This is a genomic window from Alexandriicola marinus (assembly GCF_004000435.1).
Lineage (GTDB): Bacteria > Pseudomonadota > Alphaproteobacteria > Rhodobacterales > Rhodobacteraceae > Alexandriicola > Alexandriicola marinus.
Window position 1 is genome coordinate 71,130 of sequence record NZ_RBVZ01000010.1, and the last position, 15,992, is coordinate 87,121.

13 protein-coding genes, 1 tRNA gene and 1 pseudogene are annotated in these 15,992 nt (G+C 64.8%); 8 read left to right on the forward strand and 7 right to left on the reverse strand.

Going from position 1 to position 15,992, the window contains the following annotated elements; genetic code table 11:
• The first annotated feature begins 10 nt into the window (after positions 1-10).
• From EP376_RS18970 to EP376_RS18995, 6 genes are read left to right on the forward strand one after another with little or no spacing between them, the layout of a single operon-like run.
• The gene (locus tag EP376_RS18970; RefSeq protein WP_127657202.1) at positions 11-1,435 is read left to right on the forward strand and encodes an L-fucose/L-arabinose isomerase family protein; all 1,425 of its coding nucleotides are present in this window, start codon (positions 11-13) and stop codon (positions 1,433-1,435) included.
• Positions 1,432-2,469 (forward strand): ABC transporter ATP-binding protein, encoded by a 1,038-nt coding sequence (locus EP376_RS18975; RefSeq protein ID WP_127657203.1) that lies wholly within the window; start codon positions 1,432-1,434, stop codon positions 2,467-2,469. Before EP376_RS18970 ends, EP376_RS18975 begins: the two co-directional genes overlap by 4 nt.
• Positions 2,470-2,507: 38 nt before the next feature.
• Entirely contained in the window at positions 2,508-3,848 is a 1,341-nt protein-coding gene (locus EP376_RS18980; RefSeq protein WP_127657204.1) for an ABC transporter substrate-binding protein, read from the forward strand.
• A 53-nt stretch (positions 3,849-3,901) separates the two neighbouring features.
• Positions 3,902-4,804 (forward strand): ABC transporter permease, encoded by a 903-nt coding sequence (locus EP376_RS18985; protein WP_240652485.1) that lies wholly within the window; start codon positions 3,902-3,904, stop codon positions 4,802-4,804.
• Complete coding sequence (locus tag EP376_RS18990) at positions 4,804-5,667, forward strand: ABC transporter permease (RefSeq protein WP_127657205.1); 864 nt, start codon at positions 4,804-4,806, stop codon at positions 5,665-5,667. The genes EP376_RS18985 and EP376_RS18990 overlap by 1 nt, the downstream gene beginning before the upstream one ends.
• 12 nt (positions 5,668-5,679) lie before the next feature.
• On the forward strand, positions 5,680-6,792 hold the full coding sequence (locus EP376_RS18995; protein ID WP_127657206.1) for a nucleoside hydrolase: 1,113 nt from the start codon (positions 5,680-5,682) through the stop codon (positions 6,790-6,792).
• A 15-nt stretch (positions 6,793-6,807) separates the two neighbouring features.
• On the opposite strand, the gene EP376_RS19000 is transcribed toward EP376_RS18995, so the two are convergent.
• Positions 6,808-8,037, reverse strand: coding sequence for an enolase C-terminal domain-like protein (locus EP376_RS19000; RefSeq protein WP_127657207.1), 1,230 nt, complete (start codon positions 8,035-8,037; stop codon positions 6,808-6,810).
• Between the two features lies 1 nt (position 8,038).
• Here EP376_RS19000 and EP376_RS19005 point away from each other — a divergent pair, with 1 nt between their 5' ends.
• A complete protein-coding gene (locus EP376_RS19005) occupies positions 8,039-9,661 on the forward strand; it encodes a GMC family oxidoreductase (RefSeq protein WP_127657221.1) in 1,623 nt (540 codons plus the stop codon).
• Here EP376_RS19005 and EP376_RS19010 read toward each other — a convergent pair.
• The 6 genes from EP376_RS19010 to EP376_RS19035 form a co-directional block, all read right to left on the reverse strand.
• Complete coding sequence (locus tag EP376_RS19010; protein WP_127657208.1) at positions 9,656-10,423, reverse strand: phosphorylase family protein; 768 nt, start codon at positions 10,421-10,423, stop codon at positions 9,656-9,658. The two genes, EP376_RS19005 and EP376_RS19010, sit on opposite strands and share 6 nt — an antisense overlap.
• Positions 10,424-10,860: 437 nt before the next feature.
• Positions 10,861-10,935: transfer RNA gene (locus tag EP376_RS19015), tRNA-Glu, on the reverse strand.
• Between the two features lie 112 nt (positions 10,936-11,047).
• The gene (gene recJ, locus EP376_RS19020) at positions 11,048-12,811 is read right to left on the reverse strand and encodes a single-stranded-DNA-specific exonuclease RecJ (protein ID WP_127657209.1); all 1,764 of its coding nucleotides are present in this window, start codon (positions 12,809-12,811) and stop codon (positions 11,048-11,050) included.
• 79 nt (positions 12,812-12,890) lie between these two features.
• Entirely contained in the window at positions 12,891-13,853 is a 963-nt protein-coding gene (glpX, locus tag EP376_RS19025; RefSeq protein WP_127657210.1) for a class II fructose-bisphosphatase, read from the reverse strand.
• Positions 13,854-13,978: 125 nt separating this feature from the next.
• Entirely contained in the window at positions 13,979-15,283 is a 1,305-nt protein-coding gene (locus EP376_RS19030) for a homoserine dehydrogenase (RefSeq protein WP_127657211.1), read from the reverse strand.
• Between the two features lie 57 nt (positions 15,284-15,340).
• Positions 15,341-15,646 (reverse strand): hypothetical protein, encoded by a 306-nt coding sequence (locus EP376_RS19035; protein ID WP_127657212.1) that lies wholly within the window; start codon positions 15,644-15,646, stop codon positions 15,341-15,343.
• Positions 15,647-15,803: 157 nt separating this feature from the next.
• On the opposite strand from EP376_RS19035, the pseudogene EP376_RS19040 reads away from it, so the two are divergent.
• Positions 15,804-15,992 (forward strand): annotated as a pseudogene (locus tag EP376_RS19040) (hypothetical protein); the annotation flags it as partial.

The following is a 15,992-nucleotide window of genomic DNA, read 5'->3' on the forward strand; positions in this document are numbered from 1 at the left end:
GGAGCCTCGCATGCCGCTGACGATTGGCCTTATCAAGGCATCCTTGCCCAGCTATTTCCCCGAAAAACATGGGGTATTCGAGGCTTGCGAAAGCTGGCTGAGAGAGCTGGCCGCAACCCATGGTGCAGACGTCGTCGTGGCCGACGGCATCCCGATGAACGGGGCCGAGGCGCGGGACGCGGTGGCGGATGTTCGGTCGCGGGGCGCGGATTTCCTCGTGCTGCTGCACGGCGGTTTCACCATGGGCGACGTGGTGCGCGAGATCGCGCGCGCGCCGCTGCCGATGGGTGTCTGGGCGACACCCGAGCCGACGATGACGGACGATATCCAGCTGAACAATTTCGTCTCGCTCAACATGTCGATGTCGATTGCGCGGGGCGTTCGCGACACGTCACGGCACCCTGTTCAGTGGTATCTGGGTGGCCCCGGCGACGACGCGCTGCACGCGCGGATGAGCCAGACCATTCGGGCGCTGAGCGCCCGGAAGGCGCTCGATGGTGCGCGGATCGGTGTGGTCGGCGGCTTGGCTATGACCTTTTACAACATGGAGGTGTCGTCAGACACGCTGATGCGCCAGCTTGGCGTCTGGTGCGAGCATATCGACATCCATCGGATGACCGACCTGATGGCGGCCCAGACCGATGCGGATGTGGTGGCCGAACTGGAAGCCATGAGCCAAGCCGCAGAGGTGCGTGGCGTGTCGGACGACCAGATGCGGCTTACGGCGCGGGCCTCCCTCGCCCTGCGGTCGATCGCCCGCGATGGCGGCTATGACGCGCTGACGGTGTCGGACTGGCCCGCCTTGCAGGACAACCCGGGCATGCATCCGGGCGCGGCCTTCAGCTGGCTTGAGGAACACGACGGCCTGCCCGTTGCCTCCGAAGGCGATATCCTCGGCGCGGTCACCCAACTGGTCGCCAGATCGCTGACCGGCAAGGTGGGCTGCCTTCTCGACATGACCTCACCGGATTTTGACCGCGACCAGATCCTGATGTGGCATGGTGGCGGCGGGCCGCTCTATCTGGCCAAGGACGACGTGGCCTGGATCAACCACCCGATGATCGGGCGCGGCACGGAAGAAGGGCCGATCTATGGGGCTATCGCGGATTACGAATTCGCCCACGGCGACTGTACGATCCTGCGCGTGTCGCGCCACGGCACGGCACGATTTGCGGTCGAGGGACGCGTCGCCGAAGGGCCTGCCGCCGGCTTCACCGGGTGTCGGGGCTGGATCGGCGACTTTTCCGGCGCCGCCGGCCCCTGTTCGGCCCGCGACGTGGTGACGAGCGTCATGGAACACGGGCTGGAGCATCATTTCATCCTCGTCCCCGGCCTGCACCGCGCGGCGTTCGAGGAATTCGCCGGCTGGTGCGGGATGGCGCCGCTTCCGGTGATCGCGGCCCATGACGGGCTCCCTGACGGAGGTGGGGCATGACGGCGGTTCAGCTGAAAGGGGTCCGCAAGGACTTTGGCGGCTTTACCGCCATTTCGAACATCGATCTCGATATCCGGTCGGGGGAGCTGGTCGCCCTGCTGGGCCCGTCTGGCTGCGGCAAGACCACGACACTGCGGATGATCGCGGGGCTCGAAGTGCCCTCGGACGGACAGATCCTGTTCGATGGAAAGGACGTGTCGGAAGTCGCGGTGCAGAAACGCAACGTGGGCATGGTGTTCCAGCGCTATGCGCTGTTTCCGCATATGACGGTCGAAAAGAACGTGGCTTTCGGTCTGAAAGTGCGCGGCACCGACAAGGCCGAGATCGAACAGCGGCTGGAGGACATCCTCGACGTCGTCCAGCTGCAGCAGTTCCGCCACCGGTTCCCGGCGCAGCTGTCTGGCGGGCAGATGCAGCGGGTGGCGATCGCGCGCACGCTGATCACCAATCCCTCGGTGCTGATGATGGACGAACCGCTCGCCAATCTCGACACCAAGCTGCGCGGCGAGATGCGGCGGTTCATCCGCGATTTGCAGCAGCGGTTGGGCATCACCACGATCTTCGTGACCCATGACCAGATCGAGGCGATGGAACTGGCCGACCGTGTCGCGGTGATCTTTGACGGAAAGCTCGCGCAATACGACGCGCCCGACGCGCTCTACAAGCGACCGGGCAGCATCGACATCGCGGATTTCATGGGGGCGACAAACGTCTTCGAAGCGATGATCAGGGGCAAGACCGCCACCGCCCCGTTCGGATCCCTTGCCTTCGCCACCGATGCCACCGACGGCCCCGCACACGTCATGCTGCGCGGCGAGGCGATCGATCTGCATCTCGCGGAGCCGCCCGAGACGCAGAACCAGATCAGGGGCCGGGTGAGTGCGCGCGAATTCTTCGGGGCCAATATCACCTACACCGTCGCGTGCGGCGACGCGCAGATCCAGGTGATCGAACAGTCGCGCCGGATGGTCGATCTCGATCAGGAGGTCTGGCTCACGATCCCGCCCGACCGGATCTGGATCATCCAGAATTGACCGGACCAGAACGATTTGAAACAGAGGAGGAGAAGACCATGAGAAAGACAATGCTAAGCCTGTCGGTCATCGGCAGCCTGATGACGGGGGTCGCCTTTGCGCAGGACGCAGACGCCTTCCGCGACGGTTTCATCGCCGGCGACATAAGTTGGGAAGAGGTGCAGGCCCGCGCCATGGAAGAAGGCGAGGTGAACCTCTACTACTGGGGCGGCAGCGATCAGATCAACATCTGGATGGACAGGTTCGCCGTCCCGGCGCTTGCCGAAGAAGGCGTCACGCTGAACCCGGTGCGGATCACCGGCACCAAGGACGCCGTCGATCTGGTTCTTGCCGAACTGGGCTCCGGTCGGGGGCTTGGCGAAGGCAGCGTCGATGCGATCTGGGTCAATGGCGAAAACTTCGCCACGCTGATGCGGCAGGGCGCCGTGATGGGGGCCTTTGCCGACAAGCTGCCCAACAGCGTCAACTTCGAATGGAACCCCGAAGATCCCCGCTCGTTGCTCAATCTGCGCGACTTCGGCGTGGAAACCAATGCGTCGGAAATTCCGTGGTCGGGCCAGCAGTATGTCTGCGCGGTCAATACCGATCGCGTGGCGTCCGATGACGTGCCCAGCACCTTTGCCGAGATGCGGGCCTATCTCGAAGCGAACCCGGGCAAGTTCACCTACGTGAAACCGCCTCATTTCATCGGGAACACCTTCGTTCAGGCCGCGGTCTATGCGCATAACCCCGATGGCACCGGCGCCGAGCCGTTCCAGTCGTCGCTTGACGAACTGGGCGCAGAGGAGCTGGCGCGCCTGATCGCGCCGGGCATGGAGTATCTGAGGGAAATCGAGCCGCTTCTTCTGGGCGGCGACAGCGGCAACGCCCGCTATCCCGAGGACCCCAACGCGCTCAACGGCCTGTTTCTGAACGGAGAGATCGACTTCTCCTGCCAGTTCGGACTTTACGGCGTCGCGACCGGCCTGCGGGACGGGACCTACCCCGAAGGGGCGGAACAGTTCATCTTCCCTGAAGGCAACATGATCAAGAACAAGAACTATCTTGTGATCCCGGCCAATGCGCCCAATCCGGCGGCGGCGATGGTCATGGCCAACTACATGGCCTCGGTCGACTCGCAGGCGACCAAGCTCGAGATTGCGGGCATGCCTCCGGGCGTCGATCCGTGGCGGCTGAGCGATGAAGACGCGGCGCGTCTTGATGCGGCGTCGCCCGGTCTGGTCGGCGTGACACAGGCGGAACTGGATGCGAACACCGCACCCGACACCAATGCCACGCTGGTCGATGTGATCGAGGCGACATGGCTCGAGTATATCGAGCGTGACAGCGAAGAGAGCATCTCGTCCATCGTGGCGACGGCTGTGGCCAACCTCAACTAAGCGAAACGGGGGTCCCGGCACATAGTCGGGGCCCCCTTCCAAAGGGGGAAGACGTGTCCAAGACCAAGGAACTTGCCCGTCACAAGCGCGACCGCACCTGGATGTGGATCCAGCTGTTGCCGGTGATGCTGGTGCTGACGGTGCTGTTTGGCGGTGCGCTGGTTCTGGGCGTGGCCCAATCGCTAGGCTTCGCACCGTGGTTCGGTGTGAACACCTTTCCCGACTTTTCCTATTTCGGAGCGCTTTGGGGCGACAGCTTTTTCTGGCGGTCCCTGGGGCTGACGCTCTATTACGCGATCGCCGCGACGCTGATCTCGCTCGTGATGGGCGTTCTGCTGGCGCTGGCGCTTGTGCGGTCGTTCCCGTCCAAGTCGCTTTACAAATACCTCTACAAGCTGCCGCTGATGATCCCCTATACGGTGGGCATCGCGCTGGCGGTGATCATGCTGGGCAATGGCGGAATGCTGTCGCGGCTGATGGCGTTTGCCGGCTTCATCGACGACCCGAGCCAGTTTCCCCAGATCCTGAAAACCCATATGGGTTGGGGCATCATCGCCGTCTATGTGTGGAAACAGACGCCCTTTGTCGCGCTGACAATCTATGCCGTGCTTTTGGGCGTGGGGCGCGAAACCGAAGAGGCGGCGGCGATCCTCGGGGCGAACAAGCGACAGGTCTTTTTTCAGGTCACCCTGCCGCAAATCCTGCCCGGTATCATTTCGTCCACGCTTATCATCTTTGCCTTCAATATCGGGGCGTTCGAGGCGCCGTTCATTCTGGGCGGCGGGTTTCCCGATACGCTGCCCGTCGTCGCGTGGCGCTATTTCAATGACGCGGACTACACCTTGCAGCTGCAAGGCATGGCGACCGTGGTGTCCATCGCGCTGGTGGCGGGTGTGATCCTTTACAGCTACCTCGCCTTCTATCGCCGGTATGAACGCCGGATCGGGAGGCACTGATGGCCCGCAAATCCGCCTCCATCGCGCTGAACGAACGGCTGTCGCCCTACCAGAAGCTTTATCTGCTCCTGATCGCGGGCTTCATCCTCGGACCCTTCATCCCGCTCATCATCCAGAGCTTTGCCTTCCGCTGGGCCTGGCCCGACCTGTTGCCCGGCACGTGGTGGCTCGAACAGCGCGAGAGGGCCGTCCTGCCTCTGGCATGGGATTACGTGATTTCGCCCTATTCGCAGGTCTGGGAGGCGACGCTCAACACCGTTTTCATCGGCTGCGTGGTAACGGTGATCTGCCTTTTCATCTGCTTGCCCGCCGCCCGCGTGCTGGCCAGAGAATCCTTCAAGGGCAAGCCCGCGTTCGAATTCTTCCTGTCCATGCCCCTGATCGTGCCCGAGGCGGCCATCGGCATCGCGTTGTTGATGATCTTCATCAACATCGGGCTCGCCGGAACCTATACCGGGATCATCATCGTCCACCTGATCCCGACGATCCCCTACATGATCCGGATGCTGACAGCGGTCTATCAGGGGCTGGGTCGCGACTTCGAGGAGCAGGCGATGATCCTTGGCGCGAGCCGCTGGCAGATCCTGCGCATGGTCACCATGCCTATGCTGCTGCCGGGCATTGTGGCCGGGGCGCTCTTCACGTTCCTCGTGTCGACCAACATCTTCCTGCTGACTTTCTTCATGGGGCAGGGCAAGATCGTGACCCTTCCCACGCTCCTGTTCTCGAAGATCTCGGGCGGCACGCTGGATGCGTCTGCCGCGGGGATCACGCTGGTGGTGACAGTGCCGGGGATCATCCTTCTGCTCATCACCGAACGTTTCATCAAGGAAGAGGCCTTTGGAAAAGGTTTCGGCAATTAGAGAGGTGCGACCATGACAACATTGCAAGACGCCGTTCGCAGGTTCACGCCGCTGGACAGCGACCTGATGGCGCAGCGCCTCGGCCGGCCCGGACCGATGCCGCGTGTCATCATCGACACCGACACCGCCAACGAAATCGACGACCAATACGCCGTGGCCTGGGCGATCCTGTCGCAGGACCGGATGAAGCTCGAAGGGGTGACCTCGGCGCCGTATTCGTTCCTCCACCACCGCGACGGGCTCTACGAGGCGGTCGAAGCGCTGCAGAAGGGTGGCGGGACAGAGGATCATGACAGCAAGTTCGTGGGCCCTTTCGCGGGCTGGGCCAAACGCCTGCTGGCGGATGGCCGCACGGCGGACGACATCGAATTCGTGACCCCGGATGTGGGCGAGGCGCGGTCATATGACGAGATCATCCGCGTCTTCGAGGCCTGCCACGAGCGGCATGAGGGCCGGGTCTTTCGCGGATCGCCCGAACATCTGCCAAGCTATGACAAGCCGGTCGACTCTGACGCCGCGCAATTCATCATCGATCAGGCCCGCAACCGCGAGGACGGCCCCGTCTATATCCTTGCCATGGGTGCGCTGCCCAACATCGGATCGGCCCTGCTGATGGCCCCCGATATCATCGATAATATCGTGTTGGTCTGGACCGCCGGTTTTCCCAGCTATGCGCCGTTCAGCAACCTGCCGTCGCTGAACCTCGTGCAGGACAGGCTGTCATCCCGGCTGGTCTTTGAATGCGGCGTGCCGCAGGTCTATCTGCCGGGCTATCACGTGGGCGCGCAGCTGACGATTTCCCTGCCCGAGATGGAGCGTTTCGTGAAAGGGCGGGGGGATATCGGCGACTACCTCTGGCATCTTTACACCAACAATCCGCTGCACGTGAAATACGCGATCAGCGAGCCCGAGACCAAGACCTGGGTGATCTGGGACATCATCAACGTCGCATGGCTTCTGGATGCCGCCTATGTGCCCACGCATCTGACGACCTCACCGCATCTGAGCGAGGATCTGTACTGGCGGAACAGCGATGATCGCCATGCCATGCTCGAGGCCTATGACGTGAACCGCGATGCGGTGTTCGAGGATATCTATCGCTGTCTGCTCACGGCGCCGTCCTGAGACATGATGCGGCTCTTACAGCTCGACAAAGGCCGTTTGATAGCGGCCCACCTCGTCGGGCAGGGTCTCGATCCCGAGGCCGGGGGCATCATCGAATTGCCAGCCCGCACCCGACAAGGCGGTCTGGCAAATCTCGAAGGCCTCCCGCAGGGGGTTGGGATTGACGTCGACCTCAAGCAATCCATCACCACCCGCTGCGGCCAGAACCGCCGCAGAGGCGGCCAGCCCGATCCCGCCGCCCAGAAAATGCGGGCAATAGCGGGCCCCGCTGTCCAGCACCTGCCGCGCGACCTGGAGGCATCCGCTGCACCCGCCCCATTTCGCCACGTCCGGCTGGACGACGCCGAGATAGCCCCGGGCCAGTGTGCGGCCAAAGTCGGCAAACCCGGCGATGTTTTCCCCGCCGGCAAGCGGCATGGGGGCCGCGGCCGCAAGGGCCTGCCAATCGTCAGGGGGCGCAAAGGCCGCCAAAGGCTCCTCAAGCCAATGGAGCGACCGTGCGCCCACCCCGTCGACGAACGCGCGCGCGGTCGGCAGGTCCCACGCCTGATTGGCGTCGGCGGCAAGCGTCTCACCTCCACGCAGATCCCTGCAAAGATCGAGGACCGAGGCGATGTCGCGATCCAGATCGAACCCCACCTTGACCTTGAAATGGGCATAGCCTTCGGCACGGGCGCGGGCCATCGGCCCCGCCGCCGCCGCGGAGTGAATGCCGCTGGCATAGACCGGAACACGATCCCGTGCAGCCGGGTCCAGCAGGCGTCGCAGCGGCACTCCGGCCCGGCGTGCAAACAGATCCCACATCGCGATATCGAGACCGGCGATCACCTGCCGAAACGGTCCGGATTCGCCGCATTGAAGGGCGCGCAATCGCGTGGCGTGACGCAGATGGTCAAACAGATCGCCCGGCGCCTGTGCCTCGAAGCCCGACACCAGATCGGCCAGATCGGCGCGGAGCAGGTTTACCCGATGCTCCGCCCCCGCCGCGGGCCAGTTCGCGAAGACCTCGCCCCAGCCGAAACAGCCGTCGCTGTCCTCGATCCGCACGAAGACCGCCGGCCTGTCCCGCATGATGCCGAAGGAGGTGGCAACCGGCGTCTCTATGGGGCAGCGCAGGGCCTGGGCCTGAACCCGCGCGATCCGAACCTTGGTATTCACGTCGTCCGAGCCTTTCCCGAGCGGCACGACCGGGGCGGTGCCCCGGCCTTGGCCTGTTGCGGCAAGGCTAGCGGCAAAGGGGGGCATGATGAAGGGTTTTGACTATATCATCGTGGGGTCCGGTTCGGCGGGCGCTGTTCTGGCCACGCGGCTGAGCGAAGATCGCGACGCTCGGGTTCTGGTGCTCGAGGCCGGGTCCCGGGACCGCGGGTTCTGGCTGAAGTTGCCGGTGGGTTATTTCAAGTCGATCTATGATCCGCGCCATTCGCACCTCTACAAGTCCCAGCCGGACCCGGGCATTGCCGGGCGGCAGATGGATTGCCCGCGCGGGCGCGTCCTGGGCGGGTCAGGTGCGATCAACGGGCTGATCTTCATTCGCGGTCAAAAGGAAGATTTCGACGATTGGCGCGATCTGGGTGCGGAAGGTTGGGGCTACCGCGATGTGCTGCCGCACTTTCGCAGCATCGAGACCTATGACGGCCCGCCCTCGCAATATCGTGGGGCGCACGGGCCCATCAGGGTGCGCGACCTGCGCAATGACAATCCGGCCTGCACTGCGTGGCTGGAGGCCGCCGCACAATACGGGCTTCCGGGGAATCCGGATTTCAACGGTGAAAAGGCCGGGGGGATCGGGCGATATCAGCTGACGCTGGATGGGCATTGGCGTTCGAGCGCGGGGCGCTCGATGCTCAAACCGGCGCTGTCGCGGCCCAACCTGACGCTGGAGTTGCGCGCGCGCGTGACCGGCCTGATCCGGCAGGGCTCCCGGATCACCGGCGTGCGTTATCTTCAGGACGGCGCCGAACACGAGGCGCATGCGGATGCCGAGGTGATCCTGAGCGCGGGCTCTGTCCAGTCTCCGCAGATCCTGCAATTGTCGGGCATCGGTCCGGCCGAACTGCTGCGCGCCCACGGGATCAGCGTCGTCCATGACGCGCCCGGGGTGGGGGAAAACCTGCAAGATCATCTGCAGCTGCGCACGATCGTGACATTGGCCGACAAACGCGAGTCGCTGAATTCACAGGTCCGCAGCCCTCTGGGCCTTGCGCGGATGGGGCTGGACTGGCTGCTGGCGCAACGCGGCCCGCTGACGGTGGGCGCGGGTCAGGTGGGCGGTGCGATGTCGACGAAATACGCCACGGGCGACCGTCCCGACCTGCAGCTGTTCGTCATGCCGCTGAGCGTCGACAAACCCGGCACGCCACTTCACCGCTATCCGGGCTTCACGACCTCGTTCTGGCAATGTCACCCCGAAAGCCGCGGCTCGGTGCGCATCACCGGGACAGATCCGTTGGCCGACCCAGAAATCCGTCTGAATTATCTCAGCACCCGGCGCGATTGCGACGTGATCGTCGAAGGCCTGCGCATCGTGCGCGAGATCTACAACCAGCCCGGTTTCCGGGATCGCTGGACCAAGGAGATCGTCCCCGGCGCTCAACACCAGAGTTATGAAGAGATCCTCGCGGCCGCCCGCGCCATGTCGAGCACGGTCTATCATCTGGTGGGCACATGCCGCATGGGGCGCGATCCCGGCGCCGTCGTCGACCCTGACCTGCGCGTCAACGGGGTCGATGGACTTCGTGTCGTTGACGCGTCGGTGATGCCCAAGATCACCTCGGCCAATACGAATGCGGCCACGTTGATGATTGCCGAGAAGGCGGCTGCCCTTATCCGGGCCGGCACATCCCCGCATGACGCAGATCGTTCATGATCCCGATGTGTCATCCGCCGAGGCCGCCTGCGCGATTTCAAGCGCAACCTCGAACACCGCGTCATTCGAACGTTTCAACAGTGCAGCCGCCTCGGGGGGCAGGGGATCGTTGAAGGTGCGGCCCTCGAACAGCTGATCCCACACCGACACCAGCGACACCGTCCGCGCGCCGAACCTGTCGGCAACCGCGACCACCGCCGAGGTTTCCATGTCGATCGTGGCGATACCCTCGCGCGCCCATTGCATGCACATCTCGTCGGATTGGGCAAACAGGCTGGGCCATGTCAGGTGCCGTGTGCGTTGGGTGGTGATGCCGCGTCGGTTGAAAAAGCGTTCCGCCGCGGCGACAAGCCCCGGATCGGTATGGACGCTGTCCCCGGCGCCATAATGTTGCGACACCCCATCGCGCGCCACACATTCGACAGGCAGGGCCACGACCCCGGTCGTCGCATCCTGATCCAGCGATCCGCAGGTTCCGATCTGTATCATCACATCGGTGCCCAGCTGTGCGAATACATGCGCCGGCTCGACCGCCCGCGCAGCCCCGTAGGCGCAGCAATAGGCGATCGTGAGCCCGTTCCAATCCCCGATGAACATGTCCGGGAAGGCAAGTTCCTTGACGTTGTCCAGTTGGCTCAAACGCGCCTCGGTCGCAGCCTCGCGCCACCATGTCCCTTCAAGGATCAGGGCGGCCGGTTCATCGCCCTTGCCGAGGCCAAGCGCGTCACGCCAATGCTGTTCGGTATAATCTAGGATGGCCATGGATCACGCGGGATTGGAAGTCTGTGCCTGAGGTCTGATCAGACCATGCCGCGTTGGCCCGCGAATGTCATCCGTCATCGGTCCGGCTCCGCCAGATCGCCGGTCTCGGGCCGGCTTTCCCGACTGACGAGAGCGCCCAGAGACAGGAGCTGCATTCTGCCTTCTCAGGGCAACGCAGACTCCGCTCCTCAAGATTTCCGAGGGTTTCCAGCCACTTGCCTCTTTCGGCGTCAGAGAAGAATTTTCAGACGGGACAGGAAACGGAATGCCGCAATTGGAGCGTGTTCCAACCGGTCATCCAACCAATAAGACCCCGAGATCGGGCACCGCCCGGTTTGCCGACACACTCCGCCCGAATTCGAAGTTGAACTCGCTGCAGGCCAATCGGCTTCCGACCGACACGCGTTGTTTCATTACTGGCATCTGGGGAAAGTAAGTGGCAGCCCGTAGGGGAATCGAACCCCTCTTTCCAGGTTGAAAACCTGGCGTCCTAACCGATAGACGAACGGGCCAAGCCGGTTGGTGAACCGGTGTTTAGGCAAAGCCGCGGGGTCGCGCAAGAGGATTCGATCCAAAAATCCGGCCTGTCGCACTTGTTTTTCGGGCGGGGGTCCCGGGCGGGGGTCAGCCGGGGTCGGCGGCGTCCTCGAGACGGAGCTGAACGCTCTGTCGACCCTGCCAGGTGTTGATCTCGATTCGGCCCGCGAGATGGGCCCTGTGGCCGCGACGGGCCTCGAGGAAGGGGCCAAGGGGCGTATCCATCGCGCCGAACGCGATGGCATCGAGGCGCGCGCCCAAGCCGTCGCCGAAGCCGATCTTGAGATGCCCGGTGCCGACCTGACGGGTCGACTGGATCATCACATCGGGGAAGGCAAATCTCGGGGCCGGGGCGCCTGCGCCAAAGGGGCCCGCCTGTTCGATCTGATCGACCAGTTCCACGGTCGCGGCCCCCGGCATCAGAACCGCGTCGATGCGCAGATCGGCGGGGCCGAGGGCATCGGCGCCCTGACGTGCCAGAAGCGCGCCGATCCTGTCCATTGCGGCCTCGAGCGTGTCGCGGGCCACGGTCAGGCCCGCCGCCATCTTGTGCCCGCCGCCCTTGATCAGGAGGCCCTCGGCCGCGGTCTTCTGGATGACGGCGCCCAGATCGATGCCCGAGACGGACCGGCCGGAGCCCTTTCCTTCCTCGCCGTCGAAGCCGATGACGATGGCCGGGCGGTTCGTCGCCTCCTTGAGGCGGGCGGCCACGATCCCCACGACGCCGGGATGCCAGCCCTCGCCTGCGGCCCAGACAAGCGGCCCGTCCAGACCGCGTTCCTCGGCCTGGGCGAGGGCCGCGTCGCGGACGGCGGTTTCGATCTCCCGGCGCTCGGCGTTCAGCTCGTGGAGCCGTTCGGCGATGCTCGCCGCCTCGTGCGGGTCGGCAGTGGACAGGAGCCGGGCGCCCAGATCGGCCTTGCCGATGCGACCCCCGGCGTTCACGCGCGGGCCCAGCATGTAGCCAAGGTGATACGCCTTGGGCGCGGTATCGAGCCCCGCCACATCCGACAGTGCCACGAGGCCGGCCCGTGCGCGTCGGGCCATCACGGCAAGCCCCTGCCGGACAAAGGCGCGGTTCACACCGTGAAGCGGCGCCACGTCCGCGACGGTGGCAAGCGCGACCAGATCCAGAAGCGACATCAGGTCGGGCCCCGCCTTGCCCTCAGACCGCAATTGCCGATTGGCCTCGACCAGCATCAGGAAGACCACGCCTGCGGCACAGAGATGGCCCAGATCGCCGGGCTCGTCCTGCCGGTTGGGGTTCACCACGGCCAGCGCCGGCGGCAGAGTCTCGCCGCCCAGGTGATGGTCGAGCACGACCACATCGGCGCCCCTCGCCGCCGCGATCGGGCCGTGGCTCAGCGTGCCGCAATCGACGCAGACGATCAGGTCGTGATCGCGGGCGAGCATCGCCATCGCCTCGTCATTGGGGCCATAGCCCTCGTCGATCCGGTCCGGAACATAGAGCGTGGCGCCATGTCCCTGATCGCGCAGCCATGTCAGGAGCAGGGCGGCGGAGGCGCCGCCGTCGACATCGTAATCGGCGAAGATCGCGATCCGTTCCCGCCCGCTCAGCGCAGCAAGGATACGGGACGCGGCCCGCCCCATGTCCTTGAGCTGCGCAGGATCGGGAAGAAGATCGCGCAGGGTGGGGGACAGGAACGCCTCGGCCTCGGGTGCCGCGATCCCGCGCCGGGCGAGGATGCGGCACAGGGCCGGGGGCAGGGCCGTGGCCTGCGCCATCTGTTCGGCCAGCCTGTCTTCGTCGATCGACGGCCCGGTCCAGCGCCGCCCCGTGACAGAGCGCGCAACGCCCAGAAACCCGTCCATATCCAGTGTATCGGCCATGCGCACACACTAGGGCTGGACCAAAGGATTCGCCATGCCCTTTGGTCGGCGCGGTCGGATTTCTACAGGAAGAACCCGATCAATCGAGCGGGTGACGATAGACCATGCGCCGGACAGACCCGGTCTTGGAGCGCATCAGGATCGTCTCGGCTGTGACATAGCCCGGCTCGCGCTTGATCCCCGGCAGCAGCGATCCGTCGGTGACGCCGGTCGCCGAAAAGATCACGTCGCCCGTCACCATGTCGTCGCGGGTATAGACCTGCTCGAAATTGGTGATGCCGGCCTTGCGGGCGCGGTCGCGTTCGTCATCGTTGCGGAACATCAGCTTGCCGAAGATCTGGCCGCCCATGCATTTCAGGGCAGCGGCCGCAAGAACACCCTCGGGCGCGCCGCCCGATCCCATGTACATGTCGATGCCCGTCAGGTGCGGCTCTGCGCAATGCATCACGCCGGCCACGTCACCGTCGGTGATCAGCCGGATCGCGGCCCCGGTCGAGCGGATCTCGGCGATCATCTCTTCGTGGCGGGGCCGTTCGAGAACGCAGACGGTGATATCGCTGACCGAGCAGCCCTTGGCCGCGGCAAGGGCTGAGACACGCTCGGCCGGGCTCATGGCCAATGTCACGACACCCGGTTTGAACCCGGGGCCGATGGCCAGCTTTTCCATATAGACATCAGGCGCATGAAGCAGCGTGCCGCGCGGTGCCATGGCGATCACGGCAAGCGCATTGGGCATGTCCTTAGCCGTCAGTGTCGTACCTTCCAGAGGATCGAGCGCGATATCGACCGACGGGCCTTTGCCGTCGCCGACCTCTTCTCCGATGTAAAGCATCGGTGCCTCGTCCCGCTCGCCTTCGCCGATCACGACGACGCCCTGGATGTCGAGGTGATTGAGCTGGGTCCGCATGGCATCGACCGCGGCCTGATCCGCGGCCTTTTCATCGCCCCGGCCGATCAATGGCGCGCAGGCAATCGCCGCGGCTTCGGAGACGCGGGCAAGACCAAGAGACAACAGGCGGTCGTGAAATTCGGGGGATGCCATGGGATACCTTTCTGGATCATTCGGGCGCACCTAGCTTCAGCCATGCTCGGGTGACAAGCGTGTGAACGCTAACGCCGGGTCATTTCCGCGCAAGTGCTGCGCAATTGACCATTTTGGCCGCTCCGTCAGACATCCTCGATGCGGATCGCCACCGGTGTGTCGACCAGAACGCCGGTTCCCTCGAAGGCCATCATCGCCTCGTCCAGCGCGGAGCTTGTCGTCTTGTGGGTGACGATCAGCACCGGGGCGGTCGTGTCCTGATGTCCGTACTGGCGCATCCGGTCGATGGAAATGCCGGCCTCGCCAAGCGCACTCGCGATCTTGGCCAGAGCACCGGGTTTGTCGACAAGGTGCATCCGCAGATAATAGGGCGCGGCCAGTGTCGCGCGTGCCGCGCGCGCCTTGCGCAGGGTGCTGGCCGGCTGTCCGAAGGTCGGCAGACGCACGCCGCGCGCGATATCGAGGATATCGGCCATCACGGCGCTTGCCGTCGGGCCTTCGCCGGCGCCCGCACCGCGCAGCACGATCTGGCCGACGGCGTCCCCCTCGAGGACGACCATGTTCGTGCCGCCCTGCAATTGCCCCAGCGGCGACGAGGCTGGCACGAGGCAGGGGCTCATCCGCTGTTCAAGACCGCGTCCCGTCATCTGGGCCACGCCCAGCAGCTTGATCTTGTAGCCCATGTCGTCGGCGGCGCGGATATCCTCGATCGTGATCGAGCCGATGCCCTCAAGTTCGACCGCGCCGAAATCGACCTGCGTTCCAAAGGCGATCGAGGCCAGTAGTGCCAGCTTGTGTCCCGCGTCGATCCCGCCCACGTCAAGGTTGGGATCGGCCTCGAGAAAGCCAAGGGCGTCGGCCTCGGCAAAGACCTCATCATAGGGCAGACCGGCATCCTCCATCCGGGTCAGGATGTAGTTGCAGGTGCCGTTCATCACGCCCATGACCCGGGCGATCTCGTTCCCGGCAAGGCCCTCGGTCAGCGACTTGATCACCGGGATGCCACCCGCAACGGCCGCTTCGAACCGGATGACGCTGCCTGCGCCTTCGGCCTGCAGCGCAAGCTCCTGTCCGTGGATCGCGAGAAGCGCCTTGTTGGCGGTCACCACGTCCTTGCCGGCCGCAAGGGCGGCCTCGGTCGCGGCCTTGGCCGGGCCGTCGGAGCCGCCCATCAATTCGACAAAGATATCGACATCGTCGCGGCCGGCCAGAACCACGGCATCGTCTTCCCAGTCATAGGGCCCGATATCGACGCCGCGTTCCTTGTCGCGGCTGCGGGCCGATACCGCAGAGATCGTGATCTCGCGCCCGGTGCGGGCGGCAAGCAGTTCGGCCTGGCTTTGGACGATCTTGATCACCCCCGTGCCGACAGTGCCAAGCCCCGCGATACCAAGGCGAAGTGGGGATGCGGATGCGCTGGTCTTGGACATCTTGATGCTTTCTGATCAATTTCGGCACGAGGCTGTTACCCCGAAGCGGGAGCCAGATCAACGCGCCCCCTGAAATGCCCCCAGATCTACCCCGCGTGCCATGCGCGTGCGTGTCGCCCCGTCGACAACCTGCCCCCGCAATGCGGCGGCCCGGGCCTCCAGCGCGGCGATGCGCGAGGCCGAGGGCTGCACCGGCTCCGATGCGACGGGGCCGCCTTGCAAAATATCGCTCAGCGGGACGAGCGCGGGCCACGGCGCCGCGCGTGCGCTTTCCGCCCCCGGGATGACCGGGTCTGGCCAGTCGCTGCAACCGGCGAGGGTGGCCATGACGACGAGCGGCAGGATTTGGCGGCGGGAGATCATGGCGGCGTCCGGGTTCAGATTGGCCAGACCCTAGGCCGAATGCGGCACGACGGGCAAGCGACCGCAGGTTGGCCGCGATCCGCGAAATGGGCGCAAGGGCTGGTCAGGCACCCACGATCCGGCGTATCGATCCCCGGTGACGCAAGGGGATGCGAGAATGCTACTTGAGCCGGGCGAAGACGGGGTGATCCTGCGGCTGGAAGCCTCTGCCGGACGGCGTGGCTTTGCGATCCTTGTGCTTTATGCCCTTGGTGCGTTGTTGTTGTGGATCGCTTTCGCATATCCCCCCGCGCCCGTCTGGGCGATCTTTCTCGTCGGAATGGGCGTCCTGATGCTTGGGGGGGGG

What these genes read in the sequence shown, in the direction of transcription:
- EP376_RS18990 (WP_127657205.1), top strand. Translation starts at nt 4,804, where the DNA reads ATGGCCCGCAAATCCGCCTCCATCGCGCTGAACGAACGGCTGTCGCCC.
- glpX (WP_127657210.1), bottom strand. Translation starts at nt 13,853, where the DNA reads ATGGCATCCCCCGAATTTCACGACCGCCTGTTGTCTCTTGGTCTTGCC.
- EP376_RS18995 (WP_127657206.1), top strand. Translation starts at nt 5,680, where the DNA reads ATGACAACATTGCAAGACGCCGTTCGCAGGTTCACGCCGCTGGACAGC.
- EP376_RS19000 (WP_127657207.1), bottom strand. Translation starts at nt 8,037, where the DNA reads ATGCCCCCCTTTGCCGCTAGCCTTGCCGCAACAGGCCAAGGCCGGGGC.
- EP376_RS19010 (WP_127657208.1), bottom strand. Translation starts at nt 10,423, where the DNA reads ATGGCCATCCTAGATTATACCGAACAGCATTGGCGTGACGCGCTTGGC.
- EP376_RS19005 (WP_127657221.1), top strand. Translation starts at nt 8,039, where the DNA reads ATGAAGGGTTTTGACTATATCATCGTGGGGTCCGGTTCGGCGGGCGCT.
- EP376_RS18975 (WP_127657203.1), top strand. Translation starts at nt 1,432, where the DNA reads ATGACGGCGGTTCAGCTGAAAGGGGTCCGCAAGGACTTTGGCGGCTTT.
- EP376_RS18980 (WP_127657204.1), top strand. Translation starts at nt 2,508, where the DNA reads ATGAGAAAGACAATGCTAAGCCTGTCGGTCATCGGCAGCCTGATGACG.
- EP376_RS19030 (WP_127657211.1), bottom strand. Translation starts at nt 15,283, where the DNA reads ATGTCCAAGACCAGCGCATCCGCATCCCCACTTCGCCTTGGTATCGCG.
- recJ (WP_127657209.1), bottom strand. Translation starts at nt 12,811, where the DNA reads ATGGCCGATACACTGGATATGGACGGGTTTCTGGGCGTTGCGCGCTCT.
- EP376_RS19035 (WP_127657212.1), bottom strand. Translation starts at nt 15,646, where the DNA reads ATGATCTCCCGCCGCCAAATCCTGCCGCTCGTCGTCATGGCCACCCTC.
- EP376_RS18970 (WP_127657202.1), top strand. Translation starts at nt 11, where the DNA reads ATGCCGCTGACGATTGGCCTTATCAAGGCATCCTTGCCCAGCTATTTC.